The following is a 17,973-nucleotide window of genomic DNA, read 5'->3' as shown; positions in this document are numbered from 1 at the left end:
CAAGACTTATTATATGCACTATATTTTGAATAGTCAATAAAATAAAAAAACAAAATCCTACAACTTTTTCAGCTGAAGAATTTTGTTTTATCATCGGGCTTTACAGATTTCAATTCAAAATTTATAGACATTTCCTTCACGTTTTTCTTTTTCCCACTCTGCCGCTTCTTCGCCTTCTATCGGACCTGACAGCAATTGGTCGTCCGTATCAACCATCCACTGTTCAACTTTAACGCGCAAGTCTTCCAAAACATGCTGGTGTTCCCTGTTCTCGGCAAGATTGTTCTGCTCTTGCGGATCTGCATCCAGGTCATATAATTCTTCTTCAGCATTTGGGACATAATATGATTTCCTCACCACTCGCCCTGAAAGGCTCTCGTGGATATCGAATGGGAGGTATACTTTCGGACCGTCTTCAAAATTTCTTATGTACTTGTATTTGGCGGTCCTTACGCCTCGCATCGGATGATAACGGTCATGCCAGGTCAGTTCGCAGAAAAAATGTTCGCGTTCTGTATAATTCTTCTCTTGGATCAACGGCAGGAAACTCCGTCCATCAATTCCAACAGGAACTTCTCCACCTGCAAATTCCAGAAGAGTGGGCATTAAATCAATATTGCATAAAAGCTCTTTTTGCCTGACTCCTTTTCTGTCCATGCCTTTCGGGAATTTCATAATCAATGCTGTTTCCAAACCTGCATCCGTCAATGTGCCTTTTGCTCTTGGAAAAGCAATGCCGTGGTCTGTCGTATAGATCAAGAGCGTGTTTTCGTCTAAACGGGTGTCTTCCAATAATTTTCTTATCCTGCCGATTGCACGGTCCAGCTCTTTGACAGAGCCTTGAAAGTCGGCAATATCTTGTCTGACTTCTGTTGTATCCGGCAAGTACGGGGGAACTTCCACTTCATCGATGGAATCGGGTTCAAACTTATCAAAAGGGCGATGCGTTTCTTCAAATCCGACCGAAGCATAAAAAGGTGGCGCATCGCCAGATTCCGCTCTTTCAAGCAAAAACTTCTCCAGTTCATCCGTCACTTTTTCTGCTGCATTTCCTGGGACTTCGACTACCTGATCATAGCCTAATTTCTCCCCTTCATAAATTCCGTCGATGGATTCATGGAAAAAACCAAAAAGCGAAGTGGCATAGCCGGCTCTTTTCATTTCTGAAGGAAGTGTCTTGATGCCGGCTTTCATTGTGTGCCCTAAATGCGTCAGGCCGATCAATCCATGATTATGGCCATATTGCCCGGTTAAGATGCTCCCCCGGCTAGGGCTGCATTGAGGCTGGGTGCAAAAATAATTGTCGAACTGGATGCCTTCTTCCGCAATCCTGTTCAGTTCCGGTGTCTTCACTTTGCGCCCATAGCTTTCTAAATGCCTTCCTGTATCATGTGAAATCACCAGTAGGATATTCGGTTTCCCCATTGGATCAGCGCCTCCCTGTTTTGTTGAAATCGTTGGATTCTATTGGATGATTTCCGTCTCCCTAAATGCTGGCCACACACCTGAAGCCTATATTGCCTGCCGAACTGTCACTGGTATTAGAGGACCGCGCGGCTACACGATGCCTATTGCAATATGAATCGTGGCACAGGTAGGAGCCGCCCCGCATGGTTTTGTCCATATCTTGATCCGCTTCCAAATTCGGCAGTTCCGCAAATGCGTTCGAACACCATTCCCACACATTGCCGGACATATTAAAGAGACCGAATCCGTTCGGTGGAAAAGAAGAGGCTGGCGCAGTCCCTATAAATCCGTCTTCAGCAGTGTTGAAAGTCGGAAACGTTCCTTGCCAAATATTACAAAGATGTTCGTTATCCGGAGTCAAGTCATCTCCCCATGGATAACGTTTTTGCTCCAATCCCCCACGTGCCGCGTATTCCCATTCAATTTCAGTAGGCAGCCGCTTTCCTGCCCACTCGCAGTATGCGTTAGCATCTTTCCATGAAACATGGACGACCGGATGATCCATCCGTTTCTCTATACTGCTTCCGGGTCCTTCCGGCTGAAACCAGTAAGCTCCTTCTACGGCGTACCACCATGGGGTATTCGCTACTTGCCTCACTGCTGTTTTAATGTCAGGAGCTATAAACTGGTAAAAAACAAAAGACCAGCCGAATATTTCAGCTTCCGTCTGATAACCGGTTTCCTTAATGAATTGCATGAATTCTTCATTTGTCACTACGGTGCTGTCCATATAAAACGGCTCTACCCGCTGCTCACTTATCGGACCTTCAAAGTCGGCAGGATGCCCCTCTCCACTTTCTGTACCCATCAAAAAAGTTCCACCGTTAATGAAAACCATCTTTTCCTTAAAGCGATTTTTTTTGCTGCACTGCTCAGAAGGCTCGGTCTCCATGGCACGATTGATTTCTTTCGGTTGCTGCGGCTTGCTTGGCGAACAACAAGCTTTTGCCATCTTGCCCACGAGATTCCCCCCTTTGTTCCAGCCATCAGTCAATTAAAATTGTAAACGCTATTAGTCTGAATTGAAAGTTAATTTAAGGCGAGCTATAGCCTCTTCTTTTGGTTGATAGAAAAAATGATTGAAGAGATAAACAAACACTAAAACGCCTCGAAACCAGTGCTGTTTTCGAGGCGTTTACCTTGTCTAAATCATTGTCACTTATTCCTTTACCCCCATCGACTTCTTATACCCTTCCAAATACGTCTTTTCGGACGGACTGCTCATGTCGAACGAGCTCATGGTGCGGTGCCAGTTCGGGTAGATCGGCACAGGGCGAGCGGCAGATTCAATCAGGTCGTGCTCTTCTTGAGTCAATTTGATCTCAAAGGAAGCAATGTTTTCTTTCAGCTGCTCTTCGTTGCGGGCCGCGATGACGATTGGCCCAACGTTCGGACGGTCCCGGACCCACGAATAAGCGATCTGCGGAACCGATGCGTTATGGTTGGCCGCGACTTCTTCCAGTGCATCGATGACCTGGTACAGCCGCTCCTGATCTTGCACCCATGGCTCCGGCCATCCCGCACCTTGGCGCGTGTTTGGCGGCGCCTGTTTATTGCGTCCGATTTTGCCGTTCAGTAAGCCCTCGCCGAGCGGACTCCAGATCATCGAACCGATGCCAAGTTCACTGCCGGCCGGAAGCAATTCATATTCTGCTTCTCTCGCTTCTGGTGTGTAGTAGATCTGCTGGGTGATCGGCGGGATAAAGCCCGCTTGCTCCGCGACGGAAAACGTGCGGGCAAGCGCCCAACCGCTGTAATTCGACACGCCCCAATGGCGGATTTTGCCGGACTTCACGAGGCTGGTCATCGCTTCCACGGTTTCTTCGACCGGCGTCTGCCCGTCCCACAGGTGAACGAAATAGACATCAAGGTAGTCTGTTCCCAAGCGCTCCAGCGACTGGTCGATGGATGTCAGGATATTGCTTCGCGAAGCTCCCCTTGCGTTAGGGTTTTCTCCCAGAGGAAAGCCTGTTTTTGATGTCAGCAGAACTTCGTCCCGGCGCCCTTTGATGGCCGATCCCAATACTTTTTCCGCATCTCCTTTTGAATAGAGGTTGGCGGTATCGAACATATTGATGCCGGCTTCCAGTGACATGTCGATCATGCGGCGTGCCAGATTCTCGTCAATATCTCCAGCTGCTTCAAAACCATTTGTTCCGCTGAAAGGAACAGTTCCGAGTATGTATTTCGGAACACGCAAACCTGAATTTCCTAAATAGATATATTCCATGATGGCCTCCTGATACACTGTATTTTTTAAAAACAAGATAGTCTTAGCTTACCCGTTGGCAGCCTGTACAAAACAGCCCTTTGATGATTGGAAATGGATTTACCGCTATGCTATACTGGCCTTATCAAACGACAGAAAGGCTGATGGGTGGACGATGCGCAACTAATCTTGTTTTAGCGACTGGAATTTTAAATTTCAACTTACGCAAAATAGGATTAGTCTGCCCACATCTTGAAAAACTGTCGAGCCATTGTACATGGATGGCTTATTTAGAACGGGCACGATACGGCTAATCCTTCCAAATTTATTTGGGAGGATTTTTTTATTCTCCCTCTCCTGAAGGGATTGATTGGATGAAAGAACTGCTGAAATTGCAGAATGTGCGTTATGAAATACTGGATACGGTAATTTTTGAAGAGGTCCATGCAAGTGTCCGGCAAGGCGAAGTGATCGGCATCATCGGCAAGAATGGAGCCGGTAAATCGACGTTGCTGCGCTTGATCGCCGGTGAATTGATTCCCACAAGCGGACAGCTCGACTGGCTCCAGCCGAATATCGAAACTGTTTTTGTGGAACAGGAAACGGAAACACATGCATTCAGCGAGGTCTCTTCTTCAGAAAGCGCTTTGCTGAAACAATGGCAGGTACCGATGCATGACTTTCCGCTCCTCAGCGGCGGCGAAAAACTGAAGGCCCGGCTTTCTGCAGGCCTCTCGAAAAATGCCCACCTGTTGTTGCTGGACGAGCCGACCAATCATTTGGACAGTAGCAGCATCGAGCTGTTGAAAGCGCAGCTCCGCAAATACCCGGGGACCATTATCCTGGTGTCGCATAACCGCCACTTCCTGGACGCGGTTGCGACCAAAATCTGGTCGCTCGAAAATCAGAAACTGATCGAGCACAGCGGCAATTACTCCAGCTATATAGACGCGCGGCAGCAGAAACGGTTGACCCAGCAACGGGAATACGACAAGCAGCAAAAGATGGTCGAGCGCATCGAAGCGCAGATGGACGAACTGACTTCCTGGTCGCATAAAGCGCACGCTGAATCAACCAAGCAGGAAGGTTATAAAGAACATTACCGCCTGAAAGCGAAACGCATGGACAAACAAGTCAAATCCAAGCAGAAGCGGCTGGAAAAAGAGCTGGATAAAATCAACGCGGAGCCCCTCGAGCCTGAATACGAAGTCGCTTTCTCCATGAAAGCCACGCATAAAACAGGCAAACGTTTTCTTGAAGTGAAAGAGCTGTCGAAGGCATATGGGGGCAATCTGCTGTTTGAAAAAGCGGATTTCACCATTTTGCATGGGGAAAAAGTGGCCATCGAAGGTGCAAATGGCAGCGGCAAAACGACGTTACTGAAAATCCTGCTCGGGCTGGAACCTGCAGACGGCAATGTTTGGATGTCCCCTTCTGCGAGCATCGGCTACTTGACGCAGGAAGTGTTTGACCTGCCGCTTGAGAAAACACCGGGCGAGCTGTTCTATAAGGAAACCTTCGAAGCGCGCGGCAAAGTCCAGAACTTGATGAAGCATCTTGGCTTTACAGCGGAGCAGTGGAAAGAGCCGATCGGCGCCATGAGCATGGGGGAACGCATCAAGTGCAAGCTGATGGTCTATATCCTGGAGGAGCGGGACGCGCTGATTCTTGATGAGCCGACCAACCACCTCGACTTGCCGTCACGCGAGCAGCTCGAGGAGACTTTGGCGCAATACACGGGCACAATGCTTGTCGTCTCCCATGACCAGGCGTTCCGGGAGAAAACCACCACCAGCAAACTGGTCATCGCGGACCGCCGGATCGAGAAGCAACTCGATGCACCCGCTCCGGAACGGGACGAAACTGAAGAATTGCTGATGCGGCTTGAGACGGAGCGCCAGGAAGTACTGGGGAAATTGAGTTTTATGATTACGAAAGATCCGCAATATGCCGAGCTTGACCGGCGGTTCAGTGAACTGACGCAGGAGATCAACAGGCTGAAATCCTGAATAATACCTGAAAGAAAGCCGATAGACCTTGCCAATGTGTACGCAAAAAGGGCCGCTCCTGTAACTTTCAGGAGCGGCCCTTTTTCAAGTGATGATATGCATTTTTAGGCGCGGATCCATCTCCAGATTTCGCCCGGTGTTGCATTTTTCCCATACATTAAAATACCGATTTTAAATATTTTCCCTGCCAGCTTCATGAAGACCCAGACACTGACAATCAGGATAGCCAGCGCAATGATGATTTCAATCCACGGCCACTCTTCCAAGAGCGTCAACCGGAGAATCAATATCGCTGGCGAAGTGAATGGAATATACGAGCCAATTTGCGCCCAAATGCCGCTTGGGTCACTGAAAACCGGACCAACGAAAATCAAAGCGGTAAACGGCAGCATCATAATCATTCCCTGGAAGTTTCCAGCAGTCGAAATGTCCGCCATCGTTGCTCCGATGCCGACAAAAAGAGCGGCAAACAACAAGTAGCCCAGTATCGCAATGAACAGCAGCAAAGCCAGTTCCGGCACGAACAAATACTCAAGTATAGGAACATCGATTTTCCACACAAGAACCGGCAGCACCAGTACGATAAACACAAGCACCTGAATGATGCCAAGCACGAAATACCCGATAATCTTGCCTTGCATCAATTCACTCGGAGTCAGTGACGACAAGATGATTTCAGCGATTTTGTCTTTTTTCTCCTGAGAAGCACTTTGGAAGATCGCCATGCCTGTAAAGACGATCGACAGCAAGACGGCTGCCGCGAATATCCCCGGCACCATGCGTTTCATCAAGTCTTCATCCATTCCTGTGCCCATTTCGGTTTCTGCATTTGCGGCGGCAGAAGCATCTTCAAACACGACGCCTCGGGCAATGACGCTTGCTTCTTCAGGCGTCAAGCCGAGCTCTTCGATTTGCATCGCCTGCAAAGGAGCACCCAGCAGCTGCACTTCATTGATAAAAACAGGGCTGATTTCCTCGCTTTGGTAAACCGGCAAGACGCCGCCTTCGAATGCCCGCTCATCGATAAAGACGTATGCAGTGTTCTCTTCGGATTCAAGCGCCTCTTCGGCTCTTTCCTCCGAACTATCGGTCGGTTGCAGTTCCCATTCGGCTCCTGCTTGATCGACTGTCATTTCCAGGTTTTCATAGACACCAAGCTGGTCATTGACGAATACCGTCGTCGACACTGCGTCCTCATCCGAGTTATTGAACAGGTCGGGAATGAGGTAAAATGCCAGAAACAGAATAGGCGATATAAACAAGCCAATCAGGAACGTCTTGTTTTTCATATTCCGTTTGATTTCCCATTTGGCGACTTTCTTCGTGTTACGCATCCAAACTCTCCTCTCTCTTCAAGAGATTTTTATCTGTTGCGATGTCGATGAAGATTTCATGCAAGGAAATCCGGTCGATGGATAATTCCTGGACATCCAGCTGTACTGGCAGATTTTTCAGCCATGAAGCCGGCTCCACATCTTTAGACAAATACAGCACGGCTGTTTCTTCATTTTGCTCTACCCGTTCGACCTCCGGCAGGCTTTCCAATAAACTCCGTTCGTTCACGCCGTGGATGGTGCATTTGAAATTGGCGTATTGTTTCTTTACGTCATCGAGCGGTCCGTAAATCACTTTTGTCCCGCGGTGGATCAAAAACAGCCGATCGGCCATTTCTTCGACCAGGTTCATTTGATGCGATGACAGCAAAATCGCTGTGCCGTTTTGCGCCAAGCCGCGGATTTCGTTTTTGAACAATTCCTGGCTGACGGGATCTAAGCCGGAAAAAGGTTCATCAAGGATCAACAGTTCCGGTTCATGAAGAATCGCGGCGATAAACTGGACTTTCTGCCCCATGCCTTTTGACAATTCTTCCACCGACACCTTGTCTTTCCCTTCCAAATCAAATTTCTTCAGCAGCTCAAGCGCCCGTTCTTTCGCGCGGTCCAGCGGATAATCTTTCAGTTCCGCCAAATACAGCAGGATGTCCATGACTTTGACGTTTTTGTACAACCCGCGTTCTTCCGGCAAATAGCCGATTTTATTGCGCGGGATTCCTTTTTTAGGGTTGCTCTGGAATGTGATGCTCCCTTCATCGGGATACATAATGCCCATGATGTTGCGGATTGTCGTCGATTTCCCTGCTCCGTTTGGGCCGAGAAGCGCCATGATCTCCCCTTTTTTCACTTCAAATGAAATATTCGAGACAATTTTCTTATCTTTGAAAGACTTCCCTAAATTTTCTACAGCCAGCATCGTCTCCACTTGTTCTCATCCTTTCTTCTTCGAAATCAGGTTCCTGCGTTCTGCTTACTTGAGTAATATGTCGATAATTTCCTCCAGATCCAATGCGGCATGGTCGATTATACGGATATTCTCGTAACGTTCTGCGGCAGCCAAATTATTCGACACGACCTGCCTGGGGTCCCCTGACACTTCTCCAGAGACCGGACCATCAGAATTGATCGAGCCAGTAGCGTTTGCTTGGATGGTTGGGGTGTCCGTTTTAAAAAAAATGCCGTTTAGCGCTCTCCTATACTAGCTTCGTCTTCGTTTGAAAGTTTTGTAAGGAATGGGTATATCCCTAAAAATATAAAAATTAAAGCTGGTACTAACAAGAAAGTACCCAGTACTTCCAAATCAAAAATTAATGTCACCACAATAATAAGAAATGCCGGCAAAAAGCTGAAGAGGGCATTTTGTTTTCTTGACTTCGGCACGATGTATTGCGCTTTTCCGCAGTACGGGCAATTTACTTTATTGGTGAATTTGAGGGTGTTCAGGACAATGGTCTTCCATTTCCATTGCCGTCCGCAATTTTCACAGTTTGGCATATGTACACGCTCCTTTACCGTGGATAAGTTTCGTGATCTGTCTGCAGGTAACGGCTGAAGTAAGCTCCGGTGATCAATAACAAGATTGTCAGGGACATCGAGATGATTCCGATAATATCGAACCAATATGCCAGTATGTTGACGATGGCGATTAAAAAGAAACAGATGGATGTTCCCAAGCTTTTCAGATCCGTGGCAGAAGATGCTTTCCTTTTCCTGATGATTTTATTGATTGAAACACCCAATGCGATGAGCACCAGTGCAGTTAATATCGCTGGCCACAAGATCGGCCACCCCCTTTATTTATAGCTGTATCTTTATTTACGGTTTGGGCTATATAAAGTTTCGCATTTCGAATCTTTTGTGATTTAGAGCTTCCCCAATTCTGGACCCCTCTATCCGAAAAGACGTACAATAGGAAGGAGCGATAAGCAAAGGGGAGGAAATTTTTCTATGGCAAACGACAAGTTTTTCACATTCCACAATGGGGTTAAAATTCCCGATATCGGATTCGGTACTTGGCAGATTCCGAACGAAGAAGCCTACGCTGCAGTGACGACTGCTTTGGAAAACGGCTATACACATATCGATACGGCTTTAGCCTACCAGAACGAGGAAAACGTCGGCAAAGCGATTAAGGATTTTACTATTTCCCGGGAAAAGATCTTTATCACCAGTAAGCTCCCGGCGCAAATCAAAGGCTATGACGTGACACTTGAAGCTTTTGAAGAAACGATTTCGAACCTTGGCGTTGATTACCTGGATCTTTATTTGATTCATGCGCCATGGCCTTGGGACGAAATAGGCAAAGACTGTACAGAAGGCAATATCGAATCATGGAAAGCGATGGAGAAGCTATATAGAGACGGTAAGATTCGGGCAATCGGCGTTTCCAATTTCTCAGAAAAGGATATCCAGGCACTTCTGGATAATTGCGACATCGTGCCGATGGCCAACCAGATACCATTCTATATCGGCCGCGATCAAGCGAGCCTATTGGAGTTCTGCAAAAAGCACAACATCGTTGTGGAGGCATATTCACCTCTTGCAACAGGACAGATTTTAAACAACCCTGACATCAAAGAGTTGGCTGCCAAGTATGAGGTAACACCTGCACAATTATGTATCCGATATTGCCTGGAGCACGGCACATTGCCGCTTCCGAAATCAACAAATGAAGAACGCATCATCGAAAACAGCCAATTGGAGTTCACTATTTCTCCAGTAGATGTCCAAAAGCTGGATACTTTTGAAGATGTTCGTGCTAAATAACAAAAACCGCCCACGGGCGGTTTTTTTCATTTTCATATGAAATGTTTCTTGGAAATCTAGTGGCCATGCCGATTATTCGTGAAATCAGCTTGTTCTTTCCATCTTATTGATTAACTTTCTCAGGATCTTGACTCCGGTACAAGGAAAAGTCATCCAAACTTCCCCAGGCGCCCCCATCCGCTTTCACGCTGCCGCCAATCGTCACCGTTCCTTCTTGGACAAGGATTCCGTCTAGTTCCGGCTGACTCCAGTTGGCCCAACCGTTTACAGCGGTATCCATCGTGTAACGCCCGCCTGCTGTTTCAGCGTAAATGTACATCTCGGAGTTTTCGGCATTTCCGCCTTGCACAAAAGCAGAAAGCTTATAGAATCCAGGTTCCAAGCCCGTAATAGTCTGCTCAACCTGGAAATCGACTGATTCCGCTGAATAGAAATGCAGCGAATAGTTTCCGGTTTTGGCATCCGATGCTTTGTTTTGGTAGCTCGTGTGAGGTGCGGAACCGTTCCGGTGGGTGATATCCCACATGCTTCGGTCGTTGCTTTCAAATCCGAAGTTCTTCACAAAATTTTCCGGACTGATTTGCAGATTCGCTTTGACTGCATGACCGTCTTCCAGTTCTCCATTAATCTCGTAATTGCCTGCGCCGTTGTTGATGGCCTGCTCCAGTGCTTCTTCGTCCCATGTGACGAGAGCTGATCCTTCGCTTCTGTCATTGTAAGTAACAGTCACTGTTTCAGGCAGCATAATTGTGCCTCCTGCAACAGCAGAGATGAAGAGATCTTTTACCTCATCAATTTTTAATGGAGCTACTGCTCCCGTTTCCAAGTACTTAAAAACGTTCAAGGACGGCAACGGACGGCCGTAAAAGTCGAACAGGGCCTGATTATCGACTGCGCTGCCGCCATACCATTCGCCGGCGTCTTCAGAGTCGTATTCTGCAGCATAGCTTGTTGCCCAGCCGGAACCGTATTTTTCCCAGATCATTTTGCTTTTCTTCAATTTTTTGTCGGACGCTACCGGAATCCAAGCCGGTTCCCAGTAGAACACACCGAGGCCCGCATCCCCTATTTTTGCCACGGCTGCCGCCACATCTCTGACAGCATACGCCTGTCCTTGGACCGTTATTGGATAGTCTAAGGTTTGGCCGGAACTTTTCGGCGCGGTGTTTCCGTGGCCATCTCCATCTTCTGCCGTATAGGCATAGGAAGTTTCCGCCACCATCACTTTTTTGCCGTACGTTTCCGCTACATTTTTAAGGACAGATGACAAATTCGTTAAGGTACCGTGCCAGAACGGATAATAGGAGCTGGCAAAAACATCGTAATCTACCTGATTGTCTTCAAGGGTTCTAGCGATCGATGTATATCTTCCAGTTGTTTCGGGATTGGTGAAATGCAGCGCGACCAAAATATTGGGATCAAGCTCTCTGACCGCCCGGCTCCCTTCATTAAATAGTTGGCTCATCTTCTTCCAATCTTTTTCTCCAGCCATGGCACCATTTGTTTCATTTCCGATCTGTACCATGCCGATGTCAATGCCTTCATCAAGCATTGCTTGGACACTGTCTTCAGTAAAATCATGGAGCGCTTTTTTCTTGTCTTCAAAATTCAGGTTTGCCCAGGCTTTTGGTGCCTGCTGTTTGGCAGGGTCTGCCCAGAAATCAGAGTAATGGAAATCCACCAGCACCTGCATGCCATTGGCAGTGGCGCGTTTACCAATCTCAATGGCTTTCTCCACATCGTTGTTGCCGCCTCCATATCCATTTCCTTTCAAATCGTATGGATCATTCCAAATGCGCACGCGAATATAATTGACACCGGATTGCTCTAATGTCTTGAAGATGTCCTGCTTTTTTCCGGCTTCATCGTAGAATTTCACTCCACTGTCTTCCAGAGCAAGAATGCTGGACACATCTACACCCTTAATAAAATCTTCATCGATTCCTGGAATCCGTTCGACGAAGATATCTGTCTCTACCGGTTCTGCGGCCATTGCGGGGGCGTTGTTCAAACCGATAGAACTTATGACCATGGCAGCTGCAGATGCAGCCGCAAGCATTGCTTTCCATTTTCTACTCTTTGTCATCCTCTTTCCACATCCTTTAATTTATTGTCAAAAAGGATTTTGAGAACCCTTTTATAACCAGGAACAGTTGGAACTTACTAAAAAGCACCCGTTCAATAGATTGCCTATTTAGAGCGGGTGCCAGAGACGTTTATATAAGTGGGGTTGTAGTACTATGTTCTATCTATCGCTTAGATGAAACATTTAGCTTTGAAGCAAAACAGCAAAATTATTTCTCTAAAAGTTAGTGCCCCATGAACATTATTGGAGAAATCAGCTTGGCAGTTTCCAAATAATTGGATATACTGTCCAAACTCTCATGAATACTGTCCAAGCAACCTCTTTTGCTATCCAAATGTATTTTTCACTAAAAAAGAATCTTCCTCTTAGCCATTTACAGTCAAAATCCTCACTTCATACTTCGCCAATGTCAGCTCACCCAACAGATCCTCGCCGCTCACCAAGTCTTTAGCTGCCGCATCGATTGAAACGATTTGCTCCTGCTCGGTAAAATTCATGACGAATGCATAGTCTTGGCCTACATCTTGGCGCACTTGGACTGAAACGCCAGGACCGTGTGCAACCGGGAATACCGGTTGGAGCGACAAGTCACTGATTAACCCTTGATAGAAATCGCGATGGAACTGCTCTTCTAAACGGGCTCCAATGTAATAAGCTTGCCCTTTTTCATAGCGGTTGCTTGTTACTGCCGGAGACTCTGCATAAAAATCCTGTTCGTAAGTCCCGACGACGTGAGCTGAATGATTTTCCAAAACTGTCGCGTAGTCCGTCAGTTCATAGGACCGCCCGCCATAATGGACCGTATTCGTGTCGCTTGGATACAGCGTATCGGTTTCAACCGGGTTGATGCCGAATACATCCTGCAGGTCCTGATGCCAACCGCCTAAATACGTTAGGTCATACTCGTTGACGATTCCGCTGATATAGGTCATCACCACGGTGCCGCCGTCTGCCACAAAACGCTTTAGCCGGGCGATCGTTTCTTCGCTCACTAAGTACAACATCGGCACAATGAGTAATTTATAGCCTGAAAAATCCTGTTCTTTTGTAATGACATCGACTGGGATATCCTTTTCCCAGAATGGCCGGTAATGCTCCTGCAAAGTTTGCGGATAGGACTTTGTTTCTGCTCCGTAGCCTTGGGCGTGGTCGAGCGCCCAGTTGTTTTCCCAGTCGTAAAGGATGGCGACTTCTGCCGGGCGATTGGTTCCGACCACTTGGGATAGTTTCCCTAAAGTCGCACCAACTTTGGACACTTCCTTAAAGACGCGGTTTTCTGTGCTATTGTCATGATCAACGACCGCGCCATGGAATTTCTCCGAAGAACCGCGAGATTTCCGCCACTGAAAATACAGGATGCTGTCCGAGCCATGCGCAACCATCTGCATTGAAGACAGCAGGTGCATGCCCGGTCTCTTGGCTTTGTTGACCTTATGCCAGTTGACGGCGCTTGGCGTAGACTCCATCAAAAGGAACGGCTGTTGTTTCAAACTGCGGTACAAATCATTGATAAAGCCGACTTTCATTGCCAGATTCGCAGTTGTTTCCCAATCATTATGCCATGCCGGGTATGCATCCCAGCTGATGACATCCAAGTGCTTGGCAAACTTGCTGTAATCCAAGCTCTGGAAAGGAATCAAATCGTGGGTGTCCGCCATGAAATTGGTGGTTATCGGGATTTCTGGTGTCAACTCTCTGATCGCTGTCACTTCATTTTCAAAGAAAGCGATTGTCTGATCTGTCACAAAGCGCTTCCAATCCAAGTTCAGACCGTGGACCATGTTTTCACCAATTGGAGACGGTGATTCGATTTGGGACCAGCCACTGAAGGTATGGCTCCAGAACGGCCCCCACCAGGAATCATTCAAAGCCTTCAAATCGTCTGCGTATTTTTCCTTCAGCCAGCTTCTGAAAGCATCCTGGCATCTGTCACAGTGGCATTCGCCGCCGTACTCATTGGAAATATGCCACATGAGCAAAGCGGGATGCTTGCCGTAGCGCTCCGCTAGCATCCGGTTGATCTTGGCCGTTTTTTTGCGGTAGACCGGTGAAGTAAAGCAATGGTTATGCCGGCCTCCATGCAATTGTTGGACGCGCGAGCCATCAACCCGCAGTACTTCTGGATATTTTTGCGACATCCAGGCTGGACGCGCTCCGCTCGGCGTCGCCAGGATGACGCGGCCGCCGCTGCTGTGGATGTTTTCGATGATGCTATCCAACCATTCAAAATGGTATTCGCCTTCTTGTGGTTCAAGCGTGCTCCAGGAAAAGATTCCCAGCGAAAACGTATTGCTGCCTGAAAGCTTCATCAATTTCAGATCTTCCTTCAAAATTTTCGGATGGTCTAACCATTGGTCAGGGTTGTAGTCTCCACCGTGAAGCATGAAATCAGCCGCCGTGGTATAGGTTTTTTTGTTTTTAGGCATAATGTTCTCCTTCCATTTCCAGGTGCTGCAGTTTTTGCTGTCAGCCTTTTGTTCCGCCTGCCGTCAAACCTGAGACAAAGTTCTTTTGCAGCAGGAGGAATATGATGGCAATCGGTATGCTAATCAAAATGGCGCCCGCCGCAAAGGTCGTAAAGCTTGCGCCCATGACATCATTCACCAAGTTATATAGGCCGATCGGCAAGGTATAGTACTCTGGTGAACGTAAAATCGTTGATGCCAGGATAAAGTCTCCAAGCGGCCCCGTAAATCCGGTCATTGCCACTACTGCAATCATCGGTTTGGATAAAGGCATGATGATCTGCAGAAAAATCCGTGTATTACTTGCGCCGTCGATTTTTGCGCTTTCATCCAGATCCATCGGAATAGAATCCATATAGCCTTTCATCAAATACGTATTCAACGGAATCAATCCGCCGATATATAGCAGGATCAATAGCCAGTGACTGTTCATCATTCCAAGAATCTGCGCTAAAACGAAAAGCGCAATCAACGCAGAGAACTGGGGAATCATCTGCAGCAGCAAAAACAGCGTCAATGCGTTCTGCCTTCCTTTAAAACGGAACCGTGAAAAGGCGTAGGCGGTAAAGGAAACACAGATTACTGCACCAATCATGGTAAAAATACTGATTTTCAAAGAATTTAAATACCACTGAACGTATTGGAGGCTTTCGCTTCCCGCGAACAGTTCCCGGTAATGGTCCAATGTCGGGTTTTGAGGAATCATGGTTGTGCTGATCAGGCTGTTGCCCGGATTAAAGCTGGCACCCACGGTCCAGAGCAGCGGATAGATGATGATGACCACCATAAAGATCAAAATCGCATGTGAAATCAGGAGACGGAAAAATTTTGCTTTATTCATTTTCAAGCTCCCTCCTTAAATGCGTCGGTGCGTCTGAACTGCCAGAGTGCTATCGCGATGACGAACACGGATAACAAGATCGTCAATGCGGCTGCGAGCGAATACTGGCTCGACTGCAAGGTCAGCTTGTAGATCCAGGATACGAGTATATCGGTCCCCCCCGCAGTGGATCCCGGAACTGAAGGCCCCCCGCCATTAAAGAGGTAGATGATATTGAAATTATTGAAGTTAAACGTATACTGCGTAATGATGACCGGTGCCGTGGCAATCAAAATCATCGGCATGGTAATGTTGCGGAACTGCGCAAAAATCGACGCGCCGTCAATTCGGGCCGCTTCATAGAGGTCATCCGGAATCGATTGAAGGACCCCGGTTGTGACCAGGAAGATAAACGGAAAACCGAGCCAGCCCTGCATCAGGATCAATGCCACTTTGGTCCAATTTTCATCTGTCAGCCAAGGAATGGCATCGATGCCCAACATCGCCAGAATGTCGTTGTTGATGGCGCCGAAACTGTCGTTGAATAATCCGGCAAAAATCAGAATCGTGACAAACCCTGGAACTGCCCAAGGCAAAACGAGAATAGTCCGGTAAAATTTTTTGAAGCGAAGATCTTTTTGATTGACCAGTACGGCCATAAAAATTCCGAGAGCAACTTGCAGCGTAGAAGCGACAAGCGTCCAGATGATAGTCCAGCCGAGGACACTGAAGAAAGTGGAGCGCCAAATATCGACTGTGAATATTTTTGCGAAGGTATCAAACCCGACCCAATCCGCTAAATTCGCCGGCGGAGAATGGTAAAGGTCATAATTTGTAAAAGCCAATGCAAAACTGAAAAGAATCGGAAAAATGACCGCAAAAATCAGGATGAACAGGGACGGTCCACTGATCAAATATGGGTAGCCCTGGGCGATCAGATTCTGATAGTCGCTTTTCAGCGAACTTAATGGCTTATTTTCATCGCGCAGCTTTCCATTTTTATATGCATCTCTTAAATTCACATAATAAAAAGCAAGACCGAAAATCGTCACAATGACCGCAATCAGACCTTCTGCCAAAAGAAAGATCGAGTTGTCACGCGGTACTTCCGTTCCAAGTGTAGCAAGTCCCCAAAACCCCATGTTCAGGAGGTCTCCGAACACCAGGAAGAAGGATATGCCTAATCCAAGAAACAATAGCCCTTTAATCCACTGCTTATTATAAAATTGGCCGAATCCGGGCAGAATTGATAACCATAAAGCTTTTTTACGAGCTTGCACTTTCCTCACCTCTTTTTATGTATGGCCTGGTAAAACCGCTTGTTTACCGGCCTTTACAACAAATGGCGTCAAACAGTTTTAAGGTTTGACGCCATTTCTCGCTATTGCTGATCAGTTGCCGCTATGGGTAGCTTCAATTTGTCCTTCAATTGTTTCAACTGCTTGATTTAATGCATCTTCCGGTTGTGCTTTGCCAGTGGCAATTGTCTGCAGGGCAGAATCAGCTGGCGTCCACACTTCATTCATCGCCGGGATGTTCGGTGTCAATTCTGCAAAGATGGATTGTTCTGCTACTGCCTGCGCGACTTCGCTTTCTGCTACAACCGGATCGCTCGCCAACGCTTCTACCGCAGGAACTTCTTGTGTTTCTTCAAAACGGGTACGGGAATTTTCTTCATTTGCCAAAAAGACAAGCAATTCTTCGGCAAGCTCCGCATTTTCCGAATAGGCACTGACGTTATAGCTTTTCACACCAATAAATGAGCTCATGTTTTCGCCATTTTCCAGCTCAGGCAATTTTGCCATTCCGAAGTTGACGCCTGCATCTGTAAACGGATCGACGTTCCACGGTCCAGAAATGATTGCGGCCGCTTTTCCTTCAGTAAACAACGACTCCAATACGTTGATGCCTTGCTCCCCAATGATTCCAGCTGGGAATAAACCTTCATCGTAGAATTTCTGGATATAGCTTGCTCCTTCAATAGACCCTTCATTGTTCAGTCCAACATCCGTCGGGTCGTAGTTGCCATCCGCGTCCTGTCCAAAGATATAACCGCCGTAGCCGCTCATAACACTTTGTGCGTAGTAGATCTGGTCAAACAATGCCAGGAATCCGAATTGGTCACCCTTTGTCGTTTCCTTTGAATAGTCATACCATTCTTCGAGGGTAGCCGGCAATTCTTCTTCTGTAATCAAATCTTTGTTGTAGTAAAGAATTGTCGACTCGACCGCTTTAGGCAGCCCGTAGACTTTTCCATCAACCATTTGAGATTCCATAGCCGCGTCGGTGTAAATGGATTGAACGTCTTCACCCACTGCTACTTCTTTAACCAACCCTTCCACAACCGCTGTTCCGATTTGATCTCCCGCCATGGTCAAAACATCAGGCCCTGTTCCGCCTGGTCCATCCAGACGCAAGTCCTCAATCTGCTGCGCATAAGGCTTTTCAACAATTTTGATCGTTACATCATGTTCTTCTTCAAATTTTGCCACAGCATCTTTGATGCCGTCGGATTTCTCGATATCTTCCCAGACAATCAGTTCACGATCCTGTGCTGCAGCTTCTCCACCCGCAGACCCTTCTTCACTGTCCTGTGGCCCGCATGCCGCCAAACTCAGACTTAAAGCAACTCCACTCACTAACCCGATATACTTATTATATTTCTTCACGAACATACACCCTCTCAAGTCATTTTCGAAACTCTCTCCCAAGCTTCTGATGAAAGCGCTTCCTGAAAACCAATATATCATTGTTAGAAAAAACTGTAAACAATTATTTTACTGAAAATAGTAAAAACTTTTACGAAAATAAAAAACA

At 47.1% G+C, this 17,973-nt stretch carries 14 protein-coding genes; 2 read left to right on the top strand and 12 right to left on the bottom strand.

Annotation, left to right across the window (positions count from 1 at the left end):
• Positions 1–114 precede the first annotated feature (114 nt).
• The 3 genes from K8U60_RS07390 to K8U60_RS07380 form a co-directional block, all read right to left on the bottom strand.
• Positions 115–1,425 carry a sulfatase family protein gene (locus K8U60_RS07390; protein WP_223636514.1) on the bottom strand — a complete coding sequence of 437 codons (1,311 nt, stop codon included), beginning with the start codon at positions 1,423–1,425 and terminating at the stop codon, positions 115–117.
• 61 nt (positions 1,426–1,486) lie between these two features.
• Entirely contained in the window at positions 1,487–2,419 is a 933-nt protein-coding gene (locus K8U60_RS07385; RefSeq protein ID WP_411730354.1) for a formylglycine-generating enzyme family protein, read from the bottom strand.
• 207 nt (positions 2,420–2,626) lie between these two features.
• Entirely contained in the window at positions 2,627–3,697 is a 1,071-nt protein-coding gene (locus K8U60_RS07380) for an aldo/keto reductase (RefSeq protein ID WP_223636512.1), read from the bottom strand.
• Positions 3,698–4,050: 353 nt separating this feature from the next.
• Here K8U60_RS07380 and abc-f point away from each other — a divergent pair, with 353 nt between their 5' ends.
• Entirely contained in the window at positions 4,051–5,685 is a 1,635-nt protein-coding gene (gene abc-f, locus K8U60_RS07375; RefSeq protein ID WP_223636509.1) for a ribosomal protection-like ABC-F family protein, read from the top strand.
• Positions 5,686–5,789: 104 nt separating this feature from the next.
• Here the strand turns inward: abc-f and K8U60_RS07370 are convergent, their stop codons facing one another.
• From K8U60_RS07370 to K8U60_RS07355, 4 genes are all read right to left on the bottom strand, one after another.
• Positions 5,790–7,019: an ABC transporter permease gene (locus tag K8U60_RS07370; protein ID WP_223636506.1), complete on the bottom strand. Its 1,230-nt coding sequence runs from the start codon at positions 7,017–7,019 to the stop codon at positions 5,790–5,792.
• Complete coding sequence (locus K8U60_RS07365; protein ID WP_223636503.1) at positions 7,012–7,944, bottom strand: ABC transporter ATP-binding protein; 933 nt, start codon at positions 7,942–7,944, stop codon at positions 7,012–7,014. Before K8U60_RS07365 ends, K8U60_RS07370 begins: the two co-directional genes overlap by 8 nt.
• Before the next feature lie 257 nt (positions 7,945–8,201).
• Positions 8,202–8,513: a TIGR04104 family putative zinc finger protein gene (locus K8U60_RS07360; protein WP_223636500.1), complete on the bottom strand. Its 312-nt coding sequence runs from the start codon at positions 8,511–8,513 to the stop codon at positions 8,202–8,204.
• A gap of 14 nt (positions 8,514–8,527) precedes the next feature.
• Entirely contained in the window at positions 8,528–8,797 is a 270-nt protein-coding gene (locus tag K8U60_RS07355) for a hypothetical protein (RefSeq protein WP_223636497.1), read from the bottom strand.
• 169 nt (positions 8,798–8,966) lie between these two features.
• Here K8U60_RS07355 and K8U60_RS07350 point away from each other — a divergent pair, with 169 nt between their 5' ends.
• The gene (locus K8U60_RS07350) at positions 8,967–9,785 is read left to right on the top strand and encodes an aldo/keto reductase (RefSeq protein WP_223636494.1); all 819 of its coding nucleotides are present in this window, start codon (positions 8,967–8,969) and stop codon (positions 9,783–9,785) included.
• Between the two features lie 103 nt (positions 9,786–9,888).
• Here K8U60_RS07350 and K8U60_RS07345 read toward each other — a convergent pair whose 3' ends face one another.
• The 5 genes from K8U60_RS07345 to K8U60_RS07325 form a co-directional block, all read right to left on the bottom strand.
• The gene (locus K8U60_RS07345) at positions 9,889–11,871 is read right to left on the bottom strand and encodes a glycosyl hydrolase 53 family protein (RefSeq protein ID WP_223636491.1); all 1,983 of its coding nucleotides are present in this window, start codon (positions 11,869–11,871) and stop codon (positions 9,889–9,891) included.
• 365 nt (positions 11,872–12,236) lie between these two features.
• Positions 12,237–14,297, bottom strand: coding sequence for a beta-galactosidase (locus K8U60_RS07340; RefSeq protein WP_317851917.1), 2,061 nt, complete (start codon positions 14,295–14,297; stop codon positions 12,237–12,239).
• A gap of 40 nt (positions 14,298–14,337) precedes the next feature.
• Positions 14,338–15,177, bottom strand: coding sequence for a sugar ABC transporter permease (locus K8U60_RS07335; RefSeq protein ID WP_223636488.1), 840 nt, complete (start codon positions 15,175–15,177; stop codon positions 14,338–14,340).
• Between the two features lie 2 nt (positions 15,178–15,179).
• Entirely contained in the window at positions 15,180–16,436 is a 1,257-nt protein-coding gene (locus K8U60_RS07330) for a sugar ABC transporter permease (RefSeq protein WP_223636485.1), read from the bottom strand.
• A 111-nt stretch (positions 16,437–16,547) separates the two neighbouring features.
• Positions 16,548–17,831, bottom strand: a complete 1,284-nt coding sequence (locus tag K8U60_RS07325; protein ID WP_411730352.1) for a sugar ABC transporter substrate-binding protein — start codon at positions 17,829–17,831, stop codon at positions 16,548–16,550.
• Positions 17,832–17,973: the final 142 nt, after the last annotated feature.

The sequence above is a fragment of the Planococcus circulans genome (assembly GCF_020023385.1).
GTDB lineage: Bacteria > Bacillota > Bacilli > Bacillales_A > Planococcaceae > Planococcus.
This window is presented reverse-complemented; position numbering and strand designations above follow the sequence as displayed.

Bases quoted from the DNA above. Each gene is read 5' to 3' on its own strand.
- K8U60_RS07390 (WP_223636514.1), bottom strand. From the start codon at position 1,425: ATGGGGAAACCGAATATCCTACTGGTGATTTCACATGATACAGGAAGG.
- K8U60_RS07385 (WP_411730354.1), bottom strand. From the start codon at position 2,419: ATGGCAAAAGCTTGTTGTTCGCCAAGCAAGCCGCAGCAACCGAAAGAA.
- K8U60_RS07380 (WP_223636512.1), bottom strand. From the start codon at position 3,697: ATGGAATATATCTATTTAGGAAATTCAGGTTTGCGTGTTCCGAAATAC.
- abc-f (WP_223636509.1), top strand. From the start codon at position 4,051: ATGAAAGAACTGCTGAAATTGCAGAATGTGCGTTATGAAATACTGGAT.
- K8U60_RS07370 (WP_223636506.1), bottom strand. From the start codon at position 7,019: ATGCGTAACACGAAGAAAGTCGCCAAATGGGAAATCAAACGGAATATG.
- K8U60_RS07360 (WP_223636500.1), bottom strand. From the start codon at position 8,513: ATGCCAAACTGTGAAAATTGCGGACGGCAATGGAAATGGAAGACCATT.
- K8U60_RS07350 (WP_223636494.1), top strand. From the start codon at position 8,967: ATGGCAAACGACAAGTTTTTCACATTCCACAATGGGGTTAAAATTCCC.
- K8U60_RS07345 (WP_223636491.1), bottom strand. From the start codon at position 11,871: ATGACAAAGAGTAGAAAATGGAAAGCAATGCTTGCGGCTGCATCTGCA.
- K8U60_RS07340 (WP_317851917.1), bottom strand. From the start codon at position 14,297: ATGCCTAAAAACAAAAAAACCTATACCACGGCGGCTGATTTCATGCTT.
- K8U60_RS07335 (WP_223636488.1), bottom strand. From the start codon at position 15,177: ATGAATAAAGCAAAATTTTTCCGTCTCCTGATTTCACATGCGATTTTG.
- K8U60_RS07325 (WP_411730352.1), bottom strand. From the start codon at position 17,831: ATGTTCGTGAAGAAATATAATAAGTATATCGGGTTAGTGAGTGGAGTT.